Source organism: Streptomyces sp. cmx-18-6, assembly GCF_046548915.1.
Classification (GTDB): Bacteria; Actinomycetota; Actinomycetes; order Streptomycetales; family Streptomycetaceae; genus Streptomyces.
This window is the reverse complement of record NZ_JAEBEP010000006.1, coordinates 227,168-251,091: the sequence shown is the minus strand read 5'-3', so window position 1 is coordinate 251,091 and position 23,924 is coordinate 227,168. Positions and strand designations below refer to the sequence as shown.

The 23,924-nt window shown below is 70.8% G+C and carries 23 protein-coding genes and 1 tRNA gene; 14 read left to right on the top strand and 10 right to left on the bottom strand.

The features are described from left to right. Positions 1–30: 30 nt before the first annotated feature. Positions 31–750, bottom strand: coding sequence for a DUF5324 family protein (locus ACLJPL_RS16580; protein ID WP_411081604.1), 720 nt, complete (start codon positions 748–750; stop codon positions 31–33). Between the two features lie 279 nt (positions 751–1,029). On the opposite strand from ACLJPL_RS16580, the gene ACLJPL_RS16575 reads away from it, so the two are divergent. Together ACLJPL_RS16575 and ACLJPL_RS16570 are read left to right on the top strand one after the other, a co-directional pair. Continuing rightward, complete coding sequence (locus ACLJPL_RS16575; RefSeq protein ID WP_411081603.1) at positions 1,030–1,587, top strand: peptidylprolyl isomerase; 558 nt, start codon at positions 1,030–1,032, stop codon at positions 1,585–1,587. A gap of 273 nt (positions 1,588–1,860) precedes the next feature. Further along, entirely contained in the window at positions 1,861–2,766 is a 906-nt protein-coding gene (locus ACLJPL_RS16570) for a rhomboid family intramembrane serine protease (protein ID WP_411081602.1), read from the top strand. 370 nt (positions 2,767–3,136) lie between these two features. Here the strand turns inward: ACLJPL_RS16570 and crgA are convergent, their stop codons facing one another. Then, complete coding sequence (gene crgA, locus ACLJPL_RS16565) at positions 3,137–3,391, bottom strand: cell division protein CrgA (protein ID WP_411081601.1); 255 nt, start codon at positions 3,389–3,391, stop codon at positions 3,137–3,139. A gap of 141 nt (positions 3,392–3,532) precedes the next feature. Between crgA and ACLJPL_RS16560 the strand changes: the two genes are divergently transcribed. From ACLJPL_RS16560 to ACLJPL_RS16535, 6 genes are all read left to right on the top strand, one after another. After that, positions 3,533–4,300, top strand: coding sequence for a DUF881 domain-containing protein (locus tag ACLJPL_RS16560; RefSeq protein ID WP_411081600.1), 768 nt, complete (start codon positions 3,533–3,535; stop codon positions 4,298–4,300). 78 nt (positions 4,301–4,378) lie between these two features. Then, positions 4,379–5,056, top strand: a complete 678-nt coding sequence (locus ACLJPL_RS16555) for a class E sortase (RefSeq protein WP_411081599.1) — start codon at positions 4,379–4,381, stop codon at positions 5,054–5,056. A 135-nt stretch (positions 5,057–5,191) separates the two neighbouring features. Next, a complete protein-coding gene (locus ACLJPL_RS16550) occupies positions 5,192–5,380 on the top strand; it encodes a hypothetical protein (protein WP_411081598.1) in 189 nt (62 codons plus the stop codon). Next, on the top strand, positions 5,377–6,015 hold the full coding sequence (locus tag ACLJPL_RS16545; protein ID WP_411081597.1) for an aminodeoxychorismate/anthranilate synthase component II: 639 nt from the start codon (positions 5,377–5,379) through the stop codon (positions 6,013–6,015). Before ACLJPL_RS16550 ends, ACLJPL_RS16545 begins: the two co-directional genes overlap by 4 nt. Next, the gene (locus tag ACLJPL_RS16540; RefSeq protein ID WP_411081596.1) at positions 6,012–7,376 is read left to right on the top strand and encodes a class E sortase; all 1,365 of its coding nucleotides are present in this window, start codon (positions 6,012–6,014) and stop codon (positions 7,374–7,376) included. The genes ACLJPL_RS16545 and ACLJPL_RS16540 overlap by 4 nt, the downstream gene beginning before the upstream one ends. A gap of 25 nt (positions 7,377–7,401) precedes the next feature. Further along, positions 7,402–8,127 carry a class E sortase gene (locus tag ACLJPL_RS16535; RefSeq protein ID WP_411081595.1) on the top strand — a complete coding sequence of 242 codons (726 nt, stop codon included), beginning with the start codon at positions 7,402–7,404 and terminating at the stop codon, positions 8,125–8,127. 217 nt (positions 8,128–8,344) lie between these two features. Here the strand turns inward: ACLJPL_RS16535 and pknB are convergent, their stop codons facing one another. From pknB to ACLJPL_RS16505, 6 genes are all read right to left on the bottom strand, one after another. Then, positions 8,345–10,333, bottom strand: coding sequence for a Stk1 family PASTA domain-containing Ser/Thr kinase (gene pknB, locus ACLJPL_RS16530; RefSeq protein ID WP_411081594.1), 1,989 nt, complete (start codon positions 10,331–10,333; stop codon positions 8,345–8,347). A gap of 170 nt (positions 10,334–10,503) precedes the next feature. Next, positions 10,504–11,961, bottom strand: coding sequence for a peptidoglycan D,D-transpeptidase FtsI family protein (locus tag ACLJPL_RS16525; RefSeq protein WP_411081593.1), 1,458 nt, complete (start codon positions 11,959–11,961; stop codon positions 10,504–10,506). Further along, positions 11,958–13,358 (bottom strand): FtsW/RodA/SpoVE family cell cycle protein, encoded by a 1,401-nt coding sequence (locus ACLJPL_RS16520; RefSeq protein WP_411081592.1) that lies wholly within the window; start codon positions 13,356–13,358, stop codon positions 11,958–11,960. The genes ACLJPL_RS16525 and ACLJPL_RS16520 overlap by 4 nt, the downstream gene beginning before the upstream one ends. Before the next feature lie 23 nt (positions 13,359–13,381). After that, positions 13,382–14,887, bottom strand: a complete 1,506-nt coding sequence (locus ACLJPL_RS16515) for a Stp1/IreP family PP2C-type Ser/Thr phosphatase (protein ID WP_411081780.1) — start codon at positions 14,885–14,887, stop codon at positions 13,382–13,384. 135 nt (positions 14,888–15,022) lie between these two features. Further along, on the bottom strand, positions 15,023–15,541 hold the full coding sequence (locus tag ACLJPL_RS16510) for an FHA domain-containing protein (protein WP_003967913.1): 519 nt from the start codon (positions 15,539–15,541) through the stop codon (positions 15,023–15,025). Between the two features lie 10 nt (positions 15,542–15,551). Further along, positions 15,552–16,424 (bottom strand): FhaA domain-containing protein, encoded by an 873-nt coding sequence (locus ACLJPL_RS16505; protein WP_411081591.1) that lies wholly within the window; start codon positions 16,422–16,424, stop codon positions 15,552–15,554. A gap of 315 nt (positions 16,425–16,739) precedes the next feature. Here ACLJPL_RS16505 and ACLJPL_RS16500 point away from each other — a divergent pair. Continuing rightward, positions 16,740–16,822: transfer RNA gene (locus ACLJPL_RS16500), tRNA-Leu, on the top strand. Positions 16,823–17,232: 410 nt separating this feature from the next. Further along, complete coding sequence (locus ACLJPL_RS16495) at positions 17,233–18,084, top strand: ScbR family autoregulator-binding transcription factor (protein ID WP_411081590.1); 852 nt, start codon at positions 17,233–17,235, stop codon at positions 18,082–18,084. A gap of 225 nt (positions 18,085–18,309) precedes the next feature. Here the strand turns inward: ACLJPL_RS16495 and ACLJPL_RS16490 are convergent, their stop codons facing one another. Beyond that, a complete protein-coding gene (locus ACLJPL_RS16490) occupies positions 18,310–18,921 on the bottom strand; it encodes an FMN-dependent NADH-azoreductase (RefSeq protein ID WP_411081589.1) in 612 nt (203 codons plus the stop codon). Between the two features lie 132 nt (positions 18,922–19,053). Between ACLJPL_RS16490 and ACLJPL_RS16485 the strand changes: the two genes are divergently transcribed. From ACLJPL_RS16485 to ACLJPL_RS16470, 4 genes are all read left to right on the top strand, one after another. Further along, positions 19,054–19,407, top strand: coding sequence for a winged helix-turn-helix transcriptional regulator (locus ACLJPL_RS16485; protein WP_411081588.1), 354 nt, complete (start codon positions 19,054–19,056; stop codon positions 19,405–19,407). Positions 19,408–19,679: 272 nt separating this feature from the next. Beyond that, on the top strand, positions 19,680–21,131 hold the full coding sequence (locus ACLJPL_RS16480; protein WP_411081779.1) for a DUF2252 domain-containing protein: 1,452 nt from the start codon (positions 19,680–19,682) through the stop codon (positions 21,129–21,131). Positions 21,132–21,235: 104 nt separating this feature from the next. Next, positions 21,236–22,249, top strand: a complete 1,014-nt coding sequence (locus ACLJPL_RS16475) for a hypothetical protein (RefSeq protein WP_411081587.1) — start codon at positions 21,236–21,238, stop codon at positions 22,247–22,249. 81 nt (positions 22,250–22,330) lie between these two features. Then, positions 22,331–22,675 (top strand): rhodanese-like domain-containing protein, encoded by a 345-nt coding sequence (locus ACLJPL_RS16470; RefSeq protein WP_356834813.1) that lies wholly within the window; start codon positions 22,331–22,333, stop codon positions 22,673–22,675. Positions 22,676–22,712: 37 nt separating this feature from the next. Here ACLJPL_RS16470 and ACLJPL_RS16465 read toward each other — a convergent pair whose 3' ends face one another. After that, positions 22,713–23,870 carry an acyl-CoA dehydrogenase family protein gene (locus ACLJPL_RS16465; RefSeq protein ID WP_411081586.1) on the bottom strand — a complete coding sequence of 386 codons (1,158 nt, stop codon included), beginning with the start codon at positions 23,868–23,870 and terminating at the stop codon, positions 22,713–22,715. Positions 23,871–23,924 lie beyond the last annotated feature (54 nt).

Sequence of the window (23,924 nt, the reverse complement as noted above, 5' to 3'; positions counted from 1 at the left end):
CACCCGTGCGTACGGGAGCGGCGGCCGGCCTCAGGGGCGGCCGTCGACCCCCGGGGTGTCGCCATCGCCCGACTCGGCCTCGACCTGCTTGGCCTCGACCTCCGGGTCGAGGTTCGTCCGGTCGCTGCCGTCGACCGAGCTCAGCGGCGAACGCTCGTCGCCGACCTCGGTGGGGGCGGGCGGCTCGACCAGCCAGTCCGGGTTGGCCTGCTTGTCCCACCAGCGCCAGGCGGCATAGGCGCCACCCGCCACGACGCCCAGCACCAGCAGCCCCTTGGTCGCCCGGCCGGCCTTGGCCCGCCGCTCGTGCTTCCTGGCAAGCTTCTGGATCTCCTTGGCTGTGACCGTGCTCCGCAGTGCGGCCAGCGCCGCGGCGCTGCGGGCGGAGGCGTGCTCGGCGACCGGCTGGGCCGCGGCCCTGGCCTGCTCGACGCGCGGCGCGGTGTACTCGGCGGCGCTACGGGCGGCCTTGCGCGTCGAGGACGCGGCGCGCTGCGCGGCCTCGTCGACCTTCGGCGGCACGTGGGTCAGCGCCTGTTCGAGACGGGGCGCGAGATGGGACTCGTACTGGACGCGGGCCTGCTTGGCCGCCTTCGTCACCTTGGGCGCGAGCCGTGCGCGAGCCTCGTGCGCATAGTGGGCAGCCTGTTCCTTGGCCGTGTCGGCGTACGGCGCCACCACTTCCGCGGCGTGCTGCGCACTGTCCTTGGCCGAGTCGGTTGCGGCGCGCACGCTGTCGATGCGGGACACGTGATCCTCCTCCTTGGTGGCGGGTTGGTACTCCGCCTTTCCGCCCAATTCGAAATCATGCCTGTCGCGGCCATGACCGGCATGCGGGACGGGCATCCGAGTCATGATCGCCATGTGCGTCAAAACGGTACAAGTCGGCAAAACGGTGCAAGTGAAGTCTGCCGACGACAATGCCATGGTTCGGCGGCGAACGCGCCGTTTCACCAGGCATCCGGCCGTACATTTCCCGCTGCGTGGGAGGATCGGCGGACGTCAGCGAAGGATGAGGGAAGGCAGATCGTGGCCAGTCAGCTCTACGCCACCTTGAAGACCAGCCAGGGCGACATCGAGATCGCGCTCCTGCCGAACCACGCGCCCAAGACGGTCAGGAACTTTGTCGAACTGGCCACCGGGCAGCGTGAGTGGACCAACCCGGAGACCGGCGCGAGGACGACGAAGCCGCTGTACGACGGGACCGTCTTCCACCGGGTCATCAGCGGGTTCATGATCCAGGGCGGCGACCCGCTGGGCAATGGCACCGGCGGCCCGGGCTACACGTTCGCCGACGAGTTCCACCCGGAGCTGGCCTTCACCAAGCCGTATCTGCTGGCGATGGCCAACGCGGGCCCGGGCACCAACGGCTCACAGTTCTTTCTGACGGTCTCGCCCACCGCCTGGCTGACCGGCAAGCACACCATCTTCGGCGAGGTCGCCGGCGAGGCGGGCCGCAAGGTCGTCGACGCCATCGCGGCCACCGCGACCAACCCGCGTACCGACCGTCCCGTCCAGGACGTGGTCATCGAGTCGGTCGTCGTCGAGACGCGCGAGACCGCCCGCCGCCCGGCCGCCGACCGGTAATCGGTCCGCCGCGCCCCCGGGCCGTCCGCCCGCCGACCGCCCGTTCCCGCCGGGAAGCGACAGATGCGGCACGAGCGGCTGAGGCGGCACGAGCGGCAGATGCGGCATGAGCGGCAGAAGCGGCACGAGCGCGTCGGGAGAACGCCGGGAGAACGCCGGGAGAGTGCCGGGAACCAACCGCCCTGCCCGTCCGTACTGTTACATAGCGGACCAGCGGGGCGGCCGTGTGTGCGCCGCCCCGCGGGACGAGACCGAGAGGCGGGCCGAGGACCGATGGACCACCAGCCGCCGGCGGACCGGAGCGGACCGGGGGGCGGGGAGGCCGCGCCGACCTGCTACCGGCACCCCGACCGGGAGACCGGGATCAGCTGCACGCGCTGCGAGCGGCCGATCTGCCCCGAGTGCATGGTCAGCGCCTCCGTCGGTTTCCAGTGCCCCGACTGCGTGCGCCAGGGCTCGGGCACCGGTCACTCGCCGGCCGCGAGCATGCCCCGCACGCTGGCGGGCGGGACCGTGGCCGCCGACCCGCGGCTGATCACCAAGATCCTGCTGGGGATCAACCTCGCCGTCTTCGTCCTGGTCGCGGCCGCCCCCGCCTCCCTGCTCGACGACCTGATGCTGCTCGGCCGTGCCTGGGACCCGACGCCGCCGCCGGGCTCGGTCGAAGGTGTCGCGGAGGGGCAGTGGTACCGCCTGGTGACCTCGATGTTCCTGCACCAGGAGGTGTGGCACATCGGGTTCAACATGCTGGGTCTGTGGTGGCTCGGCGGACCGCTGGAGGCCGCGCTCGGCCGCATACGCTACCTCGCGCTCTATCTGCTGAGCGGCCTCGCGGGCAGCGCCCTGACCTATCTGATCGCCGCACCGAACCAGCCGTCGCTGGGGGCGTCCGGCGCGATCTTCGGCCTGCTCGGCGCCACCGCGGTGCTGATGCGCCGGATGAACTACGACATGCGTCCGGTGCTGATCCTGCTGGCACTGAACCTTGTCTTCACCTTCACCATGGGCGGTATCGCCTGGGAGGCCCACGTCGGCGGGCTCGTCGCGGGCGTCCTGATCGCGATCGGCATGGTGCACGCCCCGCGCGAACGCCGTACAGCTGTGCAGGCCGGGACCTGTGCGCTGGTTCTGCTGGCGGCCGTCGCGATCATCGTCGCCCGCACGCTGTCCCTGACCTGAGGCAGCGGAGCATCCCCGCCCGGAGGCAGCGGAGCCCGACCCGATCGGCCTGAGCGTGATCGACCTGATCGGCCTGAGCGGCCTGGTCGACCCACTTCGCAGTTCTCGGCCGTGGGCAGACCTCAGTTGTCCACAGTGACGGCATGTGCTTGTGCATGGCAAGGGGAACAGGTGTGCCCCTGGTCGCTGAACAGGGTTTTTCCCTGGGGCACAAGGGGTGCAGCCTCCCTCGAGAGGGAGGCTGCGGTCACACCGGCGTCAACCTGAGTGGAGGTTATCCACAGATCGTCTGACCTTTTCCCCCGCCTGTGGATAACTCTGTGGGTAACTCAGGGCAGGGCTTGACGGGCAGAGCCCGGCGCGGGGAGCGCTACTTCCACTGCGTGGACACCGCGAAGCCCCCGGCGATGAAGCCGAAGCCGACGATGATGTTCCCGTTGCCCAGGGCGTCGATCGGCAGGGAGCCCTCGGTCACGTAGAAGAGCACGATCCAGGCCAGCCCGATGAAGAACAGGGCCAGCATCACCGGAGCCACCCAACTGCGGTTGGTCAGCTTTATGTTCGTTGCCTGCTTCGCCGGGGGCGGCGTGAAGCCGGCCTTCTTGCGGATACGTGACTTCGGCACGAGGGACTCTCCTGTCGATGCGCTGCGTGGCCGCGCAGGGATCTGTGGCGGGCGCCGGGGCGGGGTGCGAGGGGGAATGCCGCCTCCCCCGGGCGTCCGTTAGCGTAGTGCTTCCATGGCGCCCGATGAGATAAGGGTACGTTGAGCAATTCTGCCGACTCCCCGAAGAGCCCGGTCCGGCACACTTCCGTGTGGGCGGCCCGAGGGCTCACCGCTGCGGTTTTCGCCCTGGCCGGACTGATCTTCGTCACCAGCGCCAACACGGCCAAGGGCACCAATCTGCGCAGCGACTCCTCCCTGCTCAAGCTCTCCGACCTGATCAGGGAGCGCAGCGAGAACAACGCCGAGCTGAACGATTCGGTCGCCGCCGCCCGCTCGGACGTCGACGCGCTCGCCCAGCGCGACGACGGCTCCACCGAGGCCGAGGACGCCAAGCTGAAGGCCCTGGAGAAGGCGGCGGGCACCACGGAGATCAGCGGCGGGGCCGTCAGCGTGACCCTCGACGACGCGCCCCCCGACGCCACCGCCAACCCCGGTTACCCCGAACCGCAGCCCAACGACCTGGTCATCCACCAGCAGGACCTCCAGGCCGTGGTCAACGCCCTGTGGGAGGGAGGGGCCCGCGGGATCCAGGTGATGGACCAGCGGCTGATCTCCACCAGCGCGGTCCGCTGCGTCGGCAACACGCTGATCCTTCAGGGCCGGGTCTACTCCCCGCCGTACAAGGTGACCGCGGTCGGCGACCGGGGCAGGCTCAAGCAGGCGCTCGACGACTCCACGGCGATCCAGAACTACCAGCTGTACGTGAAGGCGTACGGGCTGGGCTGGAAAGTCGAGGAGGACGACGCGGTGACTCTTCCCGGCTACTCGGGCACAGTGGACCTCCACTACGCGAAGCCTGTGGAGTGAGCCCGAGCTGATCCCCGGGGAGGCCGTCCGGTGCCGGTACGACAGTCGGTACGGCCGCCGCCGCGATCAGCGCGAGCGGTGCGCCTGATCGTCAGGACCTTCAGCGAACTGTGCATCACCATCGGCGCCCTGATCGTCCTCTTCGTCGCCTACGTCCTGCTGTGGACGGGCGTCAAGGCCACCGAAGCGGCCGAGGGGGAGATCGAGTCGCTCCACAGCCGGTGGGCCCAGGAGCCCGCCGCCCCCTCGCCCGGACCCTCCGCGGCCCCCTCCCCCTCCCCGTACCGCGCCGGAAAGCCGTTCGCGACGATGCGCATCCCCCGCTTCGGCGCCGACTGGGAGTGGCCGGTCCTGGAGAACACCGAGGCCAGCACCCTGCGGAAGGGCCTCGGCCACTACAGCGGGAGCGCCCGCCCGGGGGACACGGGGAACTTCGCGGTGGCCGGGCACCGCCGGACGTACGGAGACCCCTTCAAGGACTTCCCCCGGCTCCGCCCCGGAGACGCGGTGGTCGTCAACGACGGGACGACGTGGTTCACGTACCGCGTCGCGAGGGAGCCGTACCGCACCGTCCCCACCGACACGGCCGTCGTCGACCCCGTCCCCCGTCGCTCCGGCTTCGAGGGGCCCGGCCGCTATCTGACGCTCACCACGTGCGAGCCCGAGTGGGGCAGCAGCCACCGGCTGATCGCCTGGGCGCACCTGGACGCGACACGGCCGGTGGGCGACGGCAGGCCGCCGGCCCTGTCCGGCTGACCCGCGCTCGCGCCGCCCGGTCCGCTTCGCCCGGCCGGCCTGCGTCTTCGCGGCCGGCCCGAGGTTTTCCACAGCTGACCCACTCTCCGGCCGCGGCACTCTAGTCTGGTGCGGGTACCGAATGAAGGGGTCAGCATGTACGGCTGGATCTGGCGGCATCTGCCGGGCAACGCATGGGTGCGGAGCGTCATCGCGCTCGTGCTGCTCCTGGCCGTCGTCTACGCGCTGTTCCAGTACGTCTTCCCCTGGGCGGAGCCGCTCCTCCCGTTCGGCGATGTGACCGTCGACGGCGAGAGCACCGGCGGAGCGGGAGCCGGCCAGTGAGCGCGCGCATCCTCGTCGTGGACAACTACGACAGCTTCGTCTTCAACCTCGTCCAGTACCTCTATCAGCTCGGCGCCGAGTGCGAGGTGCTGCGCAACGACGAGGTGACCACGGCCCACGCCCAGGACGGCTTCGACGGCGTCCTGCTCTCGCCCGGCCCCGGTACGCCCGAGCAGGCCGGGGTCTGCGTCGAGATGGTGCGCCACTGCGCGGACACCGGCGTCCCGGTCTTCGGCGTCTGCCTGGGGATGCAGTCGATGGCCGTCGCGTACGGCGGTGTCGTCGACCGGGCCCCCGAGCTGCTGCACGGCAAGACCTCCCCGGTGGACCACGAGGGCCAGGGCGTCTTCGCCGGGCTGCCCTCCCCCTTCACCGCGACCCGCTACCACTCGCTCGCCGCCGAACCGGCCGCGCTGCCACCGGAGCTGGAGGTCACGGCCCGCACGGCGGACGGCATCATCATGGGACTGCGCCACCGGGACCGGGCCGTGGAGGGCGTGCAGTTCCACCCCGAGTCGGTGCTCACGGAGTACGGCCACCTGATGCTGGCCAACTGGCTGGAGCAGTGCGGCGACCGAGGAGCCGTCGCCCGGTCGGCGGGGCTCGCGCCGGTGGTGGGCAAGGCCGTCGCGTGACCGCACCCCGCCCCGAGGACGGCGCCGGCCAGGACGGCGGCCCGTACGCGGGGGGAGCGTACGGGCCGGACGGCGCGTTCGTGGCGGCGGTGGACGGGCTGGCGGACCCGCTCAGCGATCCGCTGCCCGGGCAGCACGCCTCACCGTGGTTCCGGGCCGACGGCATCCCGGGGGACCCGGCCGGACCGGACGGGGTGGCTGGGGCGGCCGAGGCGGCTGGGGCGGACCGGGGGCTCCAGCGGCCTCAGGAGGCCCCGAGCGAGTGGTACGACCCCGAGGGGTACCAACGGGACTGGTACGGCCCCCAGGGGCCCTCAGCGCCCGTCCCCGCGCCCGTTCCGGGACCCGGCCCCCGCCCCGTAACTCCTGGGACTCCTGTAACGGTGACGACGCGGCCCGTTCCCGACGAGACGCTGTTGCTGCGGACCACGGACACCCGGCGAATAGTGCCGGAACCCTACGACGCACCTGATCCATCCGGTCCGGCTGAGCAGCCCGACCCGGCCGAGCCGCCCGCCGGAGGGCGTGCCGAGCGGCGCAGGGCGGCCAAGGGGCGCGGCCGACGTCCCGCACCGGCGGCCGGAGCCACGAAGGCGGCGGGAGGGGCCACGAAGGCGGCGGGAGGGGCCGGAGGGGCCGCAGCCCCGCTGTCCCGGATGGAGGCGCGGCGGGCGGCGAAGGCGGCCAAGGACAGTCCGGCCGTGGTCGCCAGCCGGGCCGTCGGCGAGATCTTCATCTCGCTGGGCGTCCTGATGCTGCTGTTCGTCACCTACCAGCTGTGGTGGACCAACGTCCGGGCCGAGCAGATCGCCGGCAAGGAGAAGAACAGGATCCAGGAGGAATGGGCGAAGGGGGCGGGCAAGCCCGGGACCTTCGCCCCCGGCCAGGGCTTCGCCATCATGCACATCCCCAAGCTGGACGTCGTCGTTCCGATCGCCGAGGGCATCAGCAACGAGAAGGTCCTCGACCGGGGCATGCTCGGCCACTACGGCGAGGGCAAGCTCAAGACGGCGATGCCCGAGGACAAGCAGGGCAACTTCGCGGTGGCGGGCCACCGCAACACCCACGGCGAACCGTTCCGCTACGTCAACAAGCTCAGCCCCGGCGACCCGATCGTGGTGGAGACGAGGGACGCGTACTACACGTACGAGATGACCAGTGTCCTGCCGCAGACCATGCCGTCCAACATCTCGGTGATCGAACCGATCCCGGTCGGATCCGGGTTCACGAAGCCGGGCCGGTACATCACGCTGACGACCTGCACACCCGAGTTCACGAGTACCTACCGTCTGATCGTCTGGGGCAAGATGGTCGACGAACGGCCGCGCGGCGAGGGAAAGCCCAAGGCGCTCGTGGGCTGAACATCATCACGACAGGGGCGGTGCGGTGGTAGCGAGGACCGGGTACGACGAGCGGACCGACGCGTCCGCGCCGCCGCCCCAGCGGAACCGGCACCCCATCGCCACGGCCGTCAGCGTCTTCGGCGAGCTGCTGATCACCGCGGGCCTGGTGCTCGCGCTCTTCGTCGCATACTCCCTGTGGTGGACCAACGTCCTCGCCGACCGCGAGGCCGACCGGCAGGGCGACACGGTCCGCAGCAAGTGGGCTCAGGGCCCGGGGGCCCTCGACACCAAGGACGGCATCGGGTTCCTGCACGCGCCCGCCCTGGGGAACGGCGAGGTGCTGGTCAAGAAGGGCACCGATCCCGAGACCCTGAACAACGGCATCGCGGGCTACTACACGGACCCGGTCCCCTCCGCGCTCCCCTGGGACGACGAGGGCAACTTCACGCTGGCCGCGCACCGGGACGGGCACGGCGCCAAGTTCCACAACATCCACAAGCTGAGGAACGGCGATCCGGTCGTCTTCGAGACCAAGGACACCTGGTACGTCTACAAGGTCTACAAGACGCTCCCCGAGACCTCGAAGTTCAACGTCGACGTGATCCAGCCGGTCCCGGAGGAGTCGGGCGTGAAGAAGCCCGGCCGCTACATCACGCTGACGACCTGCACGCCGGTCTACACGTCGAAGTATCGGTACATCGTCTGGGGCGAGCTGGAGCGCACGGAGAAGGTCGACAAGGACCGTACGAAGCCGGTGGAGCTGAGTTAGCTCCCGCAGGCCGTTCCATCGGTCCGGCTTCCGCAGGCCGATCCTCGGTCGGGCTTCCGCGGACCCATCCATCAGTCCCGCTTCCGCAGACCGACCGACCGACCGACCGATCCGACCCGATCCGGTCCGGCTTCCGCGGCCGGTACGGCGAAGGGCCCCGTCACCACCTTCATGGTGACGGGGCCCTTCGCCGTACGAGCGTCGTACCGGTCGCGCGCTACCTGCCGGACGGGCCTCCGAAGAGGCCGCCGCCCTGGTCGCCGCCGCCGCCCGGTGTGGCGATCATGTTGACCGCCGAGTCCTTGTCCACGGTCTCACCGACGTTCGGCTGTACGGCGATCACCCTGGCGTCGTCCTCCTGCGAGCCCTGGACGTTGCCGACCGTCAGACCCGCTTCCTGGATCTTCGCCTTGGCCTCGCCGAGCGTCATGCCCATGACTGCGGGGACCTGGGTCTTCTCCGGCTCCGGCGGCTCGGGCGGTCCCTTGGAGACCTTGAGGACGATCTGCACGTCCTTGGCGTGCTTGCCGGGCCCCGGGGTCTGTTCGACCACGGTGCCCGCGGCCTGGTCCGAATCGACGTCGGTCCGCGAGATCTCGGTGAACCCGATGCCCCGCAACTGCTGCTCCGCGGCCTCGTAGGTGCGGTTGCGCATGTCGGGCAGGGTCTCGGTCGCCTTCTTGGCGACCGTGATGGTCACCTCGGAGCCGTCCTCCGCCTTGGAGCCGCCGTCCGGGCTCTGCTTGATCACCGTGCCCTCGGTCTCCTCGGACTCGGACGCGGTCACGTTGACCGTGAAGCCCTTGTCCTCCAGGGCCTTGCGGGCGCCGTCCTCGGACTTCTCCAGGACGTCGGGCACCTCGATCTTCGGCGCACCGGAGGAGACCATGACCGTGACGGTCTCGTTCTCCTTCATCGCCGTGCCGTTCTCGGGGGACTGCGAGCAGATGTTGCCCTTCTCCTGGCTCTCGCACGGCTCCTCGCCGCCGACCTTGAGGACGACGCCCGTCCTCTCGGCGCGTTTCTTGGCGTCGTCGATCGTGGAGCCGACCAGGTTCGGAGCCTTGACCTGGCCGTCGTCGCCGGTCTCCTTGAACACGGCGTTGGCGATCAGGATCCCGCCGACGAGCACGAAGAGGCCCGTGAGGACCAGCAGGATCGTCGACAGGTTGCTCTTCTTCTGCTGCTGGCGCCGGCGGCCCCCGCGGTCGTCGAAGGCGCCGTCCTCCGGGTTGATCGGCGGCAGCATCGAGGTCTGCGCGTTGTTCGGGTCGGTCGGGCGCAGGGCGGTGGTGGGCTGGTCGGGGTTGTAGCCGTCGTAACCCCCGTACCCCACGGCTCCCATCGCCGCCGCGGCCGCGACCGGCCGGCCGTCGAGGCATGCCTCGATGTCGGCCCGCATCTCGTCGGCGGACTGATAGCGGTAGTCCGGGTCCTTGGTGAGCGCCTTCAGCACGATCGCGTCCATCTCGGGCGTGATCTCGGGGTCGAAGTTGCTCGGCGGCTGCGGCTCCTCCCGGACGTGCTGGTAGGCCACGGCGACGGGCGAGTCCCCGACGAACGGGGGCCGGACCGCGAGGAGCTCGTACAGCAGACAGCCCGTGGAGTACAGGTCGGAGCGCGCGTCGACCTGCTCGCCCTTGGCCTGCTCCGGGGAGAGGTACTGGGCGGTGCCGATGACCGCGGCGGTCTGCGTCATGGTCATGCCGGAGTCGCCCATGGCGCGGGCGATGCCGAAGTCCATGACCTTGACCTGGCCGGTGCGCGTCAGCATGACGTTGGCCGGCTTGATGTCGCGGTGGACGATCTGGGCGCGGTGCGAGTACTCCAGGGCCTGGAGGATCCCGATCGTCATCTCCAGCGTGCGCTCGGGCAGCAGCCGGCGGCCGGAGTGCAGGAGCTCCCGCAGGGTCGACCCGTCGACGTACTCCATCACGATGTACGGGATGGAGACCCCGTCGACGTAGTCCTCGCCGGTGTCGTAGACGGCGACGATCGCGGGGTGGTTGAGCGAGGCGGCCGACTGGGCCTCACGGCGGAACCGGGCCTGGAAGGACGGGTCGCGGGCCAGGTCGGCCCGGAGCGTCTTCACAGCTACGGTGCGGCCGAGCCGGGTGTCGTGCGCGAGGTAGACCTCGGCCATGCCACCACGGCCGAGCACCGAGCCCAGCTCGTACCGGCCGCCGAGGCGACGCGGCTCTTCCATCTGTTCCAGCCCTCTCCGTCAGTCCTGACCGCACCCGTGTGTGTGGTCCGGCGGTGCGCTGTTCGCGCACACGCTACCGGGCACGCGGTTGGTGATCGGCCCGCACCCGTCAGCCGATATCCGACCGGTATCCGATGTCCGGTATGGACGGACGGCCGCCGTGACGGGCCTCACTGCTTGCTGTCGACGACCGCCTTCATCACTTCCCGCGCGATCGGGGCGGCCAGTCCGCCACCGGAGATGTCGTCCCTGTTGGCGTTGCCGTCCTCGACCACGACGGCGACGGCGACCGGGGAGCCGTCGTCGGTCTTCGCGTACGAGATGAACCAGGCGTACGGCTTCTCGCTGTTGTTCAGACCGTGCTGGGCGGTACCGGTCTTGCCGCCCACTGTGACGCCGGGGATCTGTGCCCTGGTTCCCGTGCCGTCCTTGACGACGGTCTCCATCATCTGCTGGACCTTCTGGGCGTTCTCCCCCGACAGCGCCCGGCTGAGCTCCTCGGGCTCGTGGGTGTAGACGTCGTCCAGGTTGGGCGCCTGGCGCTTGGCGACCATGTAGGGCTGCATCAGCTTGCCGTCGTTGGCGATGGCGGAGGCCACCATGGCCATCTGGAGCGGGGTGGTCCGGTTCGACGCCTGGCCGATGCCGGCCATCGCGTTCTGCGGCTTGTTGTCCTCGGGGTAGATGCTCGCGTCGGCGCGGACGGGGGTGAAGACTTCCTTGTTGAAGCCGAACTTGTCCGTCTGCTCGATCATCTTCTTGTTGCCGAGGTCGTCGCTCACCTTCCCGAAGACGCTGTTGCACGAGACGCGCAGGGCTTCGCGCAGCGAGGCGTTCTCGCAGGGGATGTTCCCCTCGTTCTTCAGCGGGAGGTCGGTCTGCGGCAGCGTCCAGGGCAGCGGCGAGTTCGTCTTGGCGTCGATGTCGTCGTAGAGCCCGTTCTCCAGGGCGGCGGCGGCGGTGACGACCTTGAAGGTGGAGCCGGGCGGGTAGGTCTCGCGCAACGCCCGGTTGAGCATCGGCTTGTCCTTGTCGTCCAGCAGCTTCTGCCGGGCCTCGGAGTCCTTGTCGGAGTTGCCGGCGAAGACCGAGGGGTCGTACGAGGGTGTGCTCGCCAGCGCCAGGATGGCGCCGCTGCCCGGGTCCAGGGCGACGACGGCGCCCTTCTTGTCCCCGAGCCCCTGGAACGCGGCCTTCTGGGCGGCCCCGTTGAGGGTGGTGACGACGTTGCCGCCCTGCTTCTTCTCCCCGGTGAACATCGACAGGGTGCGGTTGAAGAAGAGCTGGTCGTCGTTGCCGGTGAGGATGCCGTCCTCGATGTTCTCCAGCTGCGAGGAGTCGAATGCCTGCGAGGAGTAGCCGGTCACGGGGGACCAGAGGGGTCCGTCCTTCCAGACCCGCTTGTACGTGAAGTCGCTGCCGTCGCTTTTGACGGACCCGGTGACGGCCTTGCCGTCCACGATGATGTTGCCGCGCTCGTGGGCGTACCGCTCGATGCGGATACGGCGGTTCTCGGCGCGGTTGGTGAGCTCGTCGGCGCGGACGTACTGGATCCAGTTGTCCCGGAGGAGCAGAGCCAGCATGAGGAGGCCGCAGAAGATCGCGACGCGGCGCAGGGGCTTGTTCACGGACGGACCACCTGCGTCATCTCGGCGTCGGTCGAGGGTGCGGGCGCCGGTGCGGGACGGCGGGCGGTGTCGCTGATGCGGATCAGGATGCCGATCAGCGCCCAGTTGGCGATGACGGACGAGCCGCCGGCCGCGAGGAACGGCATCGTCATGCCGGTGAGCGGGATGAGGCCCATGACGCCGCCGGCGACGACGAAGACCTGGATCGCGAACGCGCCGGAGAGGCCGATGGCCAGCAGCTTGCCGAACGGGTCGCGGGCGGCCAGCGCGGTGCGGACGCCGCGCTCGATGATCAGCCCGTAGAGGAGGAGGAAGGCCATCACCCCGGCGAGGCCGAGCTCCTCGCCCACGGTGGCGAGGATGAAGTCGGTGTTGGCCGCGAACATGATGAGGTCGGAGTGCCCCTGGCCGAGCCCGGTGCCGAGCGTGCCGCCGGAGCCGAAGGACATCAGCACCTGGGCCATCTGCTCACTGGCGGGGTGCGTGCCCCAGCCGGCGAAGGGGTCGAGCCAGGCGGTGACGCGGTCCTGTACGTGCTTCTCGAAGGAGGCCACCCCGACCGCGCCCACGGCCGACATGGTCAGGCCGAAGACGATCCAGCTGGTGCGCTCGGTGGCCACGTAGAGCATGACCACGAACATGCCGAAGAAGAGGAGCGAGGTGCCGAGGTCGGTCTCGAAGACGAGGATCAGGATCGACATCGCCCAGATGGCCAGGATCGGTCCGAGGTCCCGACCGCGGGGCAGGTACATGCCCATGAAGCGGCGGCTGGCCAGGGCCAGGGCGTCGCGTTTCACCATCAGATAGCCGGAGAAGAAGATCGCGATGATGATCTTCGCGAACTCACCGGGCTGGATGGAGCCGAGGCCCGGGATGACGATCCAGATCTTCGCGCCGAACTGGGCCGGGAAGAACATCGGCAGGATCAGCAGGATGAGCGCGACCACCATGGAGATGTAGGTGTAGCGCTGGAGGATGCGGTGGTCCTTGAGCAGGAGCAGCACCCCGACGAAGAGCGCGACGCCCAGCGCCGAGTAGATCAGCTGCTTGGAGGCGGCGGGTGCGAAGTTGGGGTGGGCGAGCAGCCGTTCCGACTGGTCGAGGCGCCAGATCAGCGCCAGGCCGAGCCCGTTGAGCAGCGTGGCCAGTGGCAGCAGCAGCGGGTCGGCGTACTTGGCGAACCTGCGCACCACGAGGTGGGCGACGCCGCCGAGCAGGGCGAGCCCCGCTCCGTAACCGAGCATGCCCGAGGGCAGTTCGCCGTTGAGGGCGAGGCCCACGTTGGCGTAGGCGAACACCGAGATGGCGACGGCGAAGACGACGAGCGCCAGCTCGGTGTTGCGGCGGCTCGGTGCGTCGATCGCGCCGATGGTGGTCGTGTTGGTGACAACGCTCATGGTGCTGAAGGCCCCCTACGGCTTTACTGCTTACCGCACTGCGGGACCAGCTTCTTCTCATCCTCCGAGAGGCTGGGGCCGGGAGTGGGAGTCGCTGTGGTCGGCTTGGTCCCCGCGGCGGAGGATGTGGCGGAAGTCCGGTCGGCGGGGGCCCCGGCGGTGCCGCCGGCCTCGCCCTCGTCCGTACGGGCCCTGGTCTCGGCCTCGGCCGCGCGGCGCTGCGCGTCCTTCTTGCAGGCGGACGCCTGGACGGCGAGCTCCTCGACCTTCTTGCGGGCGTCGGCGATGCTGCCCTCGGCGATCGTCGCCTCGACCTGCTTGCGCTGGTACGGCGGCAGGTACTTGAGCTCGATCTCGGGGTGGTCCTTCTCGACCTTCGAGAGCGAGACCCAGGCAAGGTCCTGGCTGATGCCCCGGAACAGCGCGACGTTCTCGTTCTGCGCGCCGACGTAGAACTGGGTCTGCGTCCAGCGGTAGCCGCCGTAGAGACCGCCGCCGATCACGGCCAGTGCCAGCACGATGAAGACGGAGCGCTTGAGCCATTTACGGCCGCCGCGCGGCTTGGCGAGGTCGTCGTCGCTGTACGCGTCGTACGAGTCGTCGGGCATCTGGCCGTACCCCGCGTCGCCGCTGCCGGGCGGGCCGAAGCCGCCCGAGGGGGGCGGCACGGGGCGGCCGAGGCCGGCCGCGCGTCCGGCGGGGGTCTGCATGGCCCCGCCGTCGCTCAGCTGGGCCGCCTGGTTCTCCGCGACCGCGCCCACGACGACCGGGGTGTCGTTGAGCCGGCCGGCCAGGGTGTCGTTGTTGTCGACGTCCAGGACGTCGGCCACGATGCAGGTGATGTTGTCGGGGCCGCCGCCGCGCAGGGCGAGCTGGATCAGCTCCTGGATGGTCTCCTGCGGGCCCTGGTAGCTGGCCAGGGTCTCTTCCATCGTCTGGTGCGAGACCACACCGGAGAGGCCGTCCGAGCAGATCAGATAGCGGTCGCCGGCGCGGACCTCGCGGATGGAGAGGTCCGGCTCCACGTGGTCGCCGCTGCCCAGGGCCCGCATCAGCAGGGAGCGCTGCGGGTGGGTGGTGGCCTCTTCCTCGGTGATGCGGCCCTCGTCGACCAGGCGCTGCACCCAGGTGTGGTCCTGGGTGATCTGCGTCAGGACGCCGTCGCGCAGCAGATACGCGCGGGAGTCGCCGACGTGCACCAGTCCGAGCCGCTGGCCGGTCCAGAGCAGGGCGGTGAGCGTGGTGCCCATGCCCTCCAGCTGGGGGTCCTCCTCGACCATGACGCGCAGCTGGTCGTTGGCCTGCTGCACGGCGGTGCCGAGCGAGGTCAGCAGGTCCGAACCCGGCACGTCGTCGTCGAGCTGGACGAGCGTGGAGATCACCTCGGAGCTGGCGACCTCACCGGCCGCCTGGCCGCCCATGCCGTCGGCGATGGCCAAGAGGCGCGGCCCGGCGTAGCCGGAGTCCTCGTTGCCCTCCCGGATCATGCCCTTGTGCGATCCGGCGGCGAAACGCAGCGACAGACTCATACGCACCTGCCCGGTCGACGCCGCCTCGGGGTACAGCCTGTCTCGAGCCACACTGCCCACCCTCCGGTCGGGAACCCGGCAGCGTCCGTCGTCCCGGCTGCCGCGGCTCGCTCGCTCCGCTCGCTCATTGTCGTACTACTTCCGCAGCTCGATGACGGTCTTGCCGATACGGATCGGCGCGCCCAGCGGAACGGGCGTCGGGGTGGTGAGCCGGGTCCGCTCCAGATACGTGCCGTTGGTGGACCCGAGATCCTCCACGATCCACTGGCCGTCACGGTCCGGGTAGATCCTGGCATGCCTGCTGGACGCGTAGTCGTCGTCCAGCACGATCGTTGAATCATGGGCCCGGCCCAGCGTGATGGTCTGGCCCTGGAGCGCGACCGTGGTGCCCGTGAGGGTGCCTTCGGACACGACCAGCTTCGTGGGCGCCCCCCGGCGCTGGCGCCCGGGCTGCTGACGCTGCTGGGGCGGCGCCGCTTGTTGTTGTTGGCGGCCTTGTTGCGGGCGCGCGTCGGCGGCAGTGCGGCGTGAGCCGCGCTGCGTGACGCGCGTTCCGAACAGGTCGCTGCGGATGACCTGGACGGCCACGATCACGAACAGCCACAGAACAGCCAGGAAACCTAGCCGCATGACCGTCAGGGTCAGCTCTGACATTGCCCCCGCTTCACCCTTCGGCTTGCCGGTAAACGATGGTGGTGCTGCCCACGACGATCCGTGAGCCGTCGCGGAGCGTAGCGCGGGTGGTGTGCTGCCCGTCCACCACGATGCCGTTGGTGGACCCGAGATCCTGGATGGTCGAGGGCGTTCCGGTCCGGATCTCACAGTGCCGGCGCGATACGCCGGGGTCGTCGATCCGCACGTCGGCGTCGGTGGATCGTCCCATCACCAACGTCGGGCGGGAAATCTGATGGCGGGTGCCGTTGATCTCGATCCAGCGCCGCACCTGGGCGTCCGGCGGGGAGCCGGGCCCGCCCGGGCGCCGGTCGCTCGCGCCGGGCGCCGGACGTCCGCCGCCCGGCGGCGGGGCCGCGGGCATCGGCGGAGCGGCGGCCGGGGGGTACCCGTAGCCGCCGGGGGCCTGCGGGGCGGCGGGCCGCCCGGGGGCCGGCCGCTGGGGCCGGTCGTGCTGGTCCGGCCGGCCGGGCTGGTCCGGCTGTGACGAACTCGACGCCAGGGTGCGGCTGCGCACCCGGTAGAGACCGGTGTCGAGGTCGTCGGCCTTCTCCAGGTGGACCTTGATCGGCCCCATGAAGGTGTAGCGCTGCTGCTTGGCGTAGTCGCGCACCAGGCCGGACAGCTCGTCGCCCAGCTGGCCCGAGTACGGGCTGAGCCGCTCGTAGTCGGGCGTGCTGAGCTCGACGATGAAGTCGTTGGGGACGACGGTCCGCTCGCGGTTCCAGATCGTCGCGTTGTTGTCGCACTCCCGCTGGAGGGCGCCCGCGATCTCGACCGGCTGCACCTCGGACTTGAAGACCTTGGCGAAGGTGCCGTTGACCAGCCCTTCGAGACGCTGCTCGAAACGCTTCATGACCCCCATGGGGCACCTCCTCCGGTGTCATCGTCCCTGTACTGCTTACTGATCGTATCCACGCGTCGGGAAATCGGCTGGTTCCCCTTCTCTGCCCTGTGGATGAGTGTCACCCCTCACACGGATCGTAGAGGTGGCCTCCTCACAGTGTCCCGCACACGCGGTGCTCTCTGAAGGAGTGGGGGCGATGGCTCCGCGTTCCCGTTTCCCGCCCTGGGATCGGCGAAACAACGGATGTGAATCCACCCTGTCCAGCGTGCTAATCTTCCGGATGTCGCCAGGCGCTCGCACCACACGGTGAGGGAGCCCGGAAGCACCACTCTTGCGCGAGTGGCGGAACGGCAGACGCGCTGGCTTCAGGTGCCAGTGTCCTTAGGGACGTGGGGGTTCAAATCCCCCCTCGCGCACAACAGACAGTCCTTGACTGTCGGGTTGGTTCGACAGAACCCCCGCTCCGGAGAGATCCGGAGCGGGGGTTCTTCGTTGTTTCACGTCGTTCTTCGGGGGCTGTCGACGCCCTTCCGCCGCCCCTCGCCGGGGCGTCCCGTGTGGTGCGCGCCCCTCGCCGGGGGCGGTCCAGGTTGTGGTCGCCCCGTGTTGTTGAAGGCTGTACGGGGTAAACAGGCAGCGCGGTCGGCGTGGTCCCGCCGGTGCTTCCGGCGGGCTGCGGAACCCCGCCGGGGCAGTCGACGGAGCGGTTTCCGGACAGACCGATCGTCGGCGGGGCCGCGTGCATGCATACGCTGACCGCAGAGGCTGGATTGACGGCTGCTCGGCAGTGAAGGGCTGAGCGCACAGAACGTCCCGGAGGCAGGAAATGGCGAAGCAGGCTCGCGCGGTGCAGACGTGGCGGTCGATCGTGGATGCCGCGGCGAGCGTCTTCGACGACTACGGCTACGAGCGCGCCGCCATCTCGGAGATCCTGCGCCGCGCCAAGGTCACCAAGGGGGCGCTGTACTTCCACTTCGCGTCCAAGGAGGCCATCGCCCAGGCGATCATGGACGAGCAGACCTCCACGGTCGAGTTCGCCCAGGACGGATCGCCGCTCCAGTCGCTGGTGGACGGCGGCCAGCAGTTCGCCTTCGCCCTGCGCCACAACGCGATGGCGCGCGCCGGGACCCGCCTCTCCATCGAAGGGGTCTTCCTCGGTGGGCCGCACCCCTGGGGCGAGTGGATCGACGCGACGGCCCGGATGCTGGAGCTGGGCAAGGAGCGGGGCGAGGTGCTCCCCCAGATCGACCCGATGGTGTCGGCCAAGATCATCGTCGCCTCGTTCACCGGTATCCAGCTGATATCCGAAGCGGACTCCGGCCGCGCCGATCTGCGGGACCAGGTGGCCGAGATGTGGCGGCATCTTCTTCCGTCGATCGCTCACCCCGGTGTCATCGCCCACATCAAACCGGAGGGCCGGGTGGACCTCGCGGCCCAGGCGCGCGAGAAGGCGGAGCAGGCCGAGCGCGAGGCCAGGGAGGCCGCCACGGCGGCTGAGTCGGCCCGGGGGTCGGCCGCCGGGGCCGGTCCGCGAAGCGGTGGAGCCGGTACGCGCGGTGGAGGAGCCGGGCGCGGTACGGGGGCGGACCAGGCTGCCGGTGAGGCCGCCGACGAACCTGCTGGGGCGGGGGCGGCCGCCGGTGCCGGTGCTGGGGTGGCGGTCGGGGGGCGGGGCTGACCCGTTGTCCGGGCGTCCGATCCGCCGGGCCGCGTATCGGCGGAGTGTTTTGTTTCACGTGAAACGTCCGGTTCAGGCGTAGCCCGGGTTCAGATGCAGACCGGTTCAGGTGTGGTCCGGTTCAGGTGTAGTGGGGTTCAGACATAGCGGGGCCGCGGAGCTCGAAGGAGTTCCGCGGCCCTTTGTCGTTCGCCGACGCGCTCTGTTCCGTCCTGCTGGCTGGGGTCAGGCGGCGAGGCGGGTGGCGAGGGCCTTGGCCTTCTCCCTGGCGTCGTCGAACGCCTTGGCGCGGGAGGCTTCGGCGAGCGGCACCAGCTCGGCCATCGAGGGCTGCGAGTGGGCGAGGGTCAGTTCCGGAACGATGAAGTCGACCTCGGCGGCGAACATGGTCGTGAGCAGCTTCTCCAGGTAATTCTGGACAAACTCGAAGCTCTCACGGGGGGTGCCCGGGGCGTACGAGCCGCCACGGCTCGCGACGACGGTCACCGGAGTGCCGGCGACGGGGGAGCCGGGCTCGGTGTTGTGCCCGACGACGATCACCTGGTCCAGCCATGCCTTGAGGGTGGAGGGGATCGTGAAGTTGTACATCGGTGCGCCGATCAGGACGGCGTCCGCCCCGGCCAGTTCTTCGGCCAGCTCCCGGCGCAGCGGGTCATCGGCCCCCGCGGCCACCGCGGCCGCGTCCAGGTGGGGCACCGGGGCGGCGGCGAGGTCGCGGTGGACGACGGTGCCGTCCGGGTGCTGCTCCAGCCACGCCTGGACGAACGCGGCGGTGACGTCGCGGGACGCGGAGCCCTGGGGGAGTACGGCGGAGTCGAGGTGCAGAAGCGTGGCCATGGGGATCTCCACAGAGAACGAAGGGGTGGGTCGGCGAGTGACGCCTACGCCGAGCTTTTCCGTGCGTAACTACTAATAGCATAGTCCCTTACTTTTCATAAGCGACTCATGGCGGCGCAGTACTCTGGGGGCATGGCGGATCACAGCGAGCAGACCTGTCGGCGGGTCGATGTGGGGATCAGCCGCGTCTTCGAGTTGTTCGGCAAGCGCTGGACCGGCCCGATCGTCTCGGTGCTGATGCAACAGCCGGTCTACTTCGCGGAGTTGCGCCGCGCGATCCCCGGCATCAGCGAGCGGATGCTCTCGGACCGGCTGACCGAACTCGGAGCGGCCGGCCTGGTGCTCCGTGAGGTCGACGAAGGGCCGCCGCTGCGCGTCGCCTACCGCCTCACCGAGGCCGGCACCGCGATGGGGCCCGCGCTCAAGGAGCTCGGCCAGTGGGCGGACACGTATCTGACGGACCCGGAATCCGGCTCGCGCTGCTGACGGCGCGCCGCCCGCCCCCGTGGCGGCGCTCGGCCCTTGTCCCAGAGGCTCTCCCGCCGGTTGTCCACAGGGGCGGGCGGCTGACGGGGAACGGCGGTACGGTCGTGCTCGGTCGCTGGTGGACGGCGCTGCCGACCGGCACGGACGACCGGGCCGGCCGGCGGGCTGACGAAGGTGGGGGGTGACGCTCCATGGGCGAGATCGAGGGCATGGGCGCTGGTGGGGGGACGGTTCCGCAGGAGCGGGCCGCGAGGGCGGTCGCTCGGATCCCGGTGGTGCCCGGGTTCGCCCGGCGCGTGGAGACGGGTTCGTCGAGCTCGTCCCGTACACCGGATTCGTCGGGCTCGGCGGGTTCGTCGAGTTCAGCGGGTCCGGTGAGCGCCCCGAGTTCGCCGAAGGCCGCGGGCAAGGCGCTTCGCGGCCGGGTTCCGCGTTCCTCGCACAGTGACCTGGTCCTGCCGGCGGACCGCCCGGACGCGGTGCGGGCCGTCGAGGAGTCGAACCGGGGCCGGGTGCCGGGACTGACGCCGATCCGGGTGGGGCGGATGGCCGCCTCCCCGTTCGCCTTCCTGCGCGGTGCGGCCGGGTTGATGGCCCACGACCTGATGGGCACCCCGGTCACCGGGGTGGGCGCACAGCTCTGCGGTGACGCCCACGCGGCCAACTTCGGCCTCTACGGCGATGCCCGGGGCAACCTGGTCATCGATCTCAACGACTTCGACGAGACCGTCTTCGGCCCCTGGGAGTGGGACCTCAAGCGGCTGGCCACCTCGCTGGTGCTGGCCGGCCGGGCCGCCGGGGCCGACGAGGAGACCTGCCGCAAGGGCGCCTTCGACACGGTCGGCGCCTACCGGCGCACGATGCGGCTGCTGGCGCGCATGCCCGCGCTCGACGCCTGGAACGCCATCGCGGACGAGGAGCTCGTCTCGTACACGGACGCGCGCGATCTGGCCGGGACCCTGGAGCGGGTCTCGGAGAAGGCCCGCCGGAACACCAGCGCCCGGTTCGCCGCCCGGTCCACGGAGGACTGCCCGGACGGCTACCGGCGCTTCGTCGACGCCCCGCCCGTGCTGCGCCGTGTGCCGGACGCGGAGGCCGCGGCGGTGGCGGCCGGGCTCGGCGGATATCTCTCCACGGTCTCCGAGGACCGGGCGCCGCTGCTCGCCCGGTACGCGATCCACGACGTGGCGTTCCGGGTGGTCGGCACCGGCAGCGTCGGGACCCGGTCGTATGTGGTGCTGCTGCTCGACCACCGCGGGGAGCCGCTGGTCCTCCAGGTCAAGGAGGCCCGTCGGTCGGCGCTGGCGCCCTATCTGCCGGCGGCCGGCTTCGAGGTGCCGGAGGCGGCCCACGAGGGCCGCCGGGTGGTGCTCGGCCAGAAGAGGATGCAGGTCGTCAGCGACATCCTGCTCGGCTGGACGGACGTGGACGGCAGGCCGTACCAGGTACGCCAGTTCAGGAACCGCAAGGGCAGCGTGGACCCCGCCGCGCTCACCGCCGACCAGGTCGACGACTACGGCAGGATGACCGGCGCGCTGCTGGCCCGTGCGCACTCCCACAGCGCCGACCCCCGTCTGCTCGCGGGCTACTGCGGCAAGAACGACGAGCTCGACGAGGCGGTGGCCGACTTCGCCGTGACGTACGCCGACCGTACGGAGGCGGACCACGCGGAGCTGGAGCGGGCGATCAAGGCGGGTCGGATAGCCGCCGAGCGCGGCATCTGACGGGGCCGCGAGGGGGTGGCCGGGGGACGAGCCGGCTGATTCGTTCGGTGCGGGACCCCGGCCGCGCGGTAGGGGGTGGGCGGCCATGGCCATACGCTGGACGGGTGACCCACGAAGCCGCCGGGGTGCCGACCACCCGGAACGATGATGACCGGCAGGACAACGACCGGCCCGACGACCCGCAGCCCGCACCGGAAGCGCAGGGGGCCCCGGTCGCGGAGGACGACCGGGAGGCCCGGGGCGACCAGCGGGCCGGGGACGACCGGGAGGCCCAGGGGGTCCCGGAAGGCCATGAGGCCCAGGGGGCCCCGGCCGGGCAGGGCGACGACCCGCAGGAGGCCGCGCCGCGCCCCGAGGCCCGGCTGGCCAGGGCCGTGCAGGCCGCCGAGCAGGCGTTGATCGAGTTCGAGATCGCGGTGGAGACCTTCCGGGTGGAGGTCGAGAACTTCTCCCGGCTGCACCACCAGAAGCTCGGCCCGATGTACGCGCGGCTCGACGAGCTGGACGCGCTGATCGCCGAGGCGCGGGCCGCCAGGACCGGTGACCCCGAGGACGCGCGCAAGGCCAAGGAGGCGCGGGCCGTCGTCATGCCGATGCCGGGGGTCGACGAGCTCTTCCACGACTGGATGGACGCGGACGGGCTGTCCCCCGAGGCGACGGCGATGCTCACCGAGCAGCCGGTGCGGCCGCCGAAGCGGGTCAGGCCGAGCGAGGAGGCCCGCAAGCTCTACCGCGAGCTCGCCCGCAAGGCCCACCCGGACCTCGCTCAGGACGAGCCGGAGCGGGAGCGCCGCGACGAGTTCATCACCCGCGTGAACGCCGCCTACGGGCGCGGTGACGTCGACCTGCTCAAGGAGCTCGCCGCGGAGTGGGCGGCGGGTCCGGCCCTGCCGCTGACCCCGCTGAGCGAGAGCGAGGAGCTTTACGCCCGTCTCGAGTGGCTCAGCAGGCGCAAGGAACTGCTGACGGTGCTCGCCAAGGAGCTGGAGGAGAGCGCGATCGGCTCGATGCTGCGGATGGCTCCGGACGACCCGGACCAGTTGCTGGAGGACATCGGGGAGCAGCTGCTGGGCGAGGTCTCCCGGCGTGAGGCCGAGCTCGCGGAAATGGTGCAGTAGCGTTCCCGGTGACTTGGGGGGTGCCCGGCGGATCAGGGCCGGACACCCCCGGCCGCGTACGTTACGAGAGAAGGCATGACCATGAATTTCGCCCCGCTGCCCTCGGTGGACGTCGCCGAGGTGCCCTCGGACGGCCTGGTCCTGGACGTCCGGGAGAACGACGAGTGGGCGGCCGGGCATGTAGAGGGTGCGCTGCACATCCCGATGAGCGACTTCGTGGGCCGGTTCGGCGAGCTGACCGAAGCCGCCGGGGACGGGCGGCGCGTGCATGTGATGTGCCGGGTCGGCGGCCGGTCCGCCCAGGTCACGCAGTATCTGGTCCAGCAGGGGATCGACGCCGTGAACATCGACGGCGGCATGCTCGCCTGGGACGGCGCCGGACGCCCCATGGTCACGGACGACGGGGCGTCGGCCTTCGTCCTCTGAGGCGCCCCCGGTCCGAGGGCCTGAGCGCCCCCTGCGGTCAGGCGAGCGGGTGGGCGGCCAGCAGGTCGCCCAGTGCCTCCTCATGGGCCGCCGCCGGGCCGAGGGAGAGTTCGATCTGCTTCGCCCAGGCATGGAAGCGGTGCAGCGGGTAGTCGGTGTCCGCGCCGAAACCGCCGTGCAGGTGCTGCGCGGTCTGCACGATGCGGCGGACCCCGTCGGACGCCCAGATCTTCGCCACGGCGATGTCGCCCGCCGCGGGCAACGGGCCCCCGGCGTCGGTGGAGATCCGCCAGGCTGCCTGCCACAGGGTCACCTCCATGGCGCGCAGATCGATGTACCGGTCGGCCGCCTGCACCGCCACCGCCTGGAACGTGGCGACGGGAAACCCGAACTGCTCGCGCTTGCCGGTGTACTCGGCCGTCATCGCGAGCACCCGCTCGCCCAGCCCGAGGGCCAGTGCGCAGGCCCCCGTGGTGAGCAGGGAGCGCAGCCAGTCCCAGGCGCCCGCCGCGTCGATCAGTTCGCGGGCGTCGATGCGCACGGCGTCGAGCCTGACCTCCGCGAGGCGCTCGCCGCTGGTGGAGACCTGGTCCGCCAGGGTGACGCCCTCCTGGGCGCGGCGGACGAGGGCCAGGACCGCCCGCCCCTCCCCGGTGTGGGCGGGCACGGCGATCCAGTCGGCCGCCTGGGCCCAGGGAACCGCCGACTGAACTCCGTCGAGCACCCAGCCCGCAGGGCCGGCGGAGCCCTCCCCCTCGCCCTCCGGCCGTGCGGTGACGGCGAGTTCGGCCGGGTCGTGGCCGGTGCGTCCGCTGGCCCCGGCGGTCAGGATCAGCTCCCCCCGGGCGGCCCGGGGCAGCAGCTCCGCCGCGAGGGCGCGCTCCCCGTACCGCTCGACGGCCATCGCGACCGCGCAGCTCTCCAGCAGCGGGACCCTGGCCAGGACCTTGGCCGACTCGCGCAGGACCAGGCAGAGAGCCACCGGGTCGAGCCCGGCGCCGCCGTGCTCCTCGGCGAGCGTGAGGCCGAGCAGGTCCGAGCTCGCGAGCTCGCCCCAGAGCCGGCGGTCGATGTCCTCGGCCACCGCGCCCCGGGTGAGCGCGGGGCTGGGCACGCTGTCGGGCGCGACGCCGGAGAAGACCGCCCGGGCCGCCTCCACGGCTGCCTGCTGTTCCTCGGTAAAGGTGAAGTCCACTGTCCCGGCCTCCCGTTGACGCTCCCTGACGGGCCGTCAAGATAGAACAGGTTC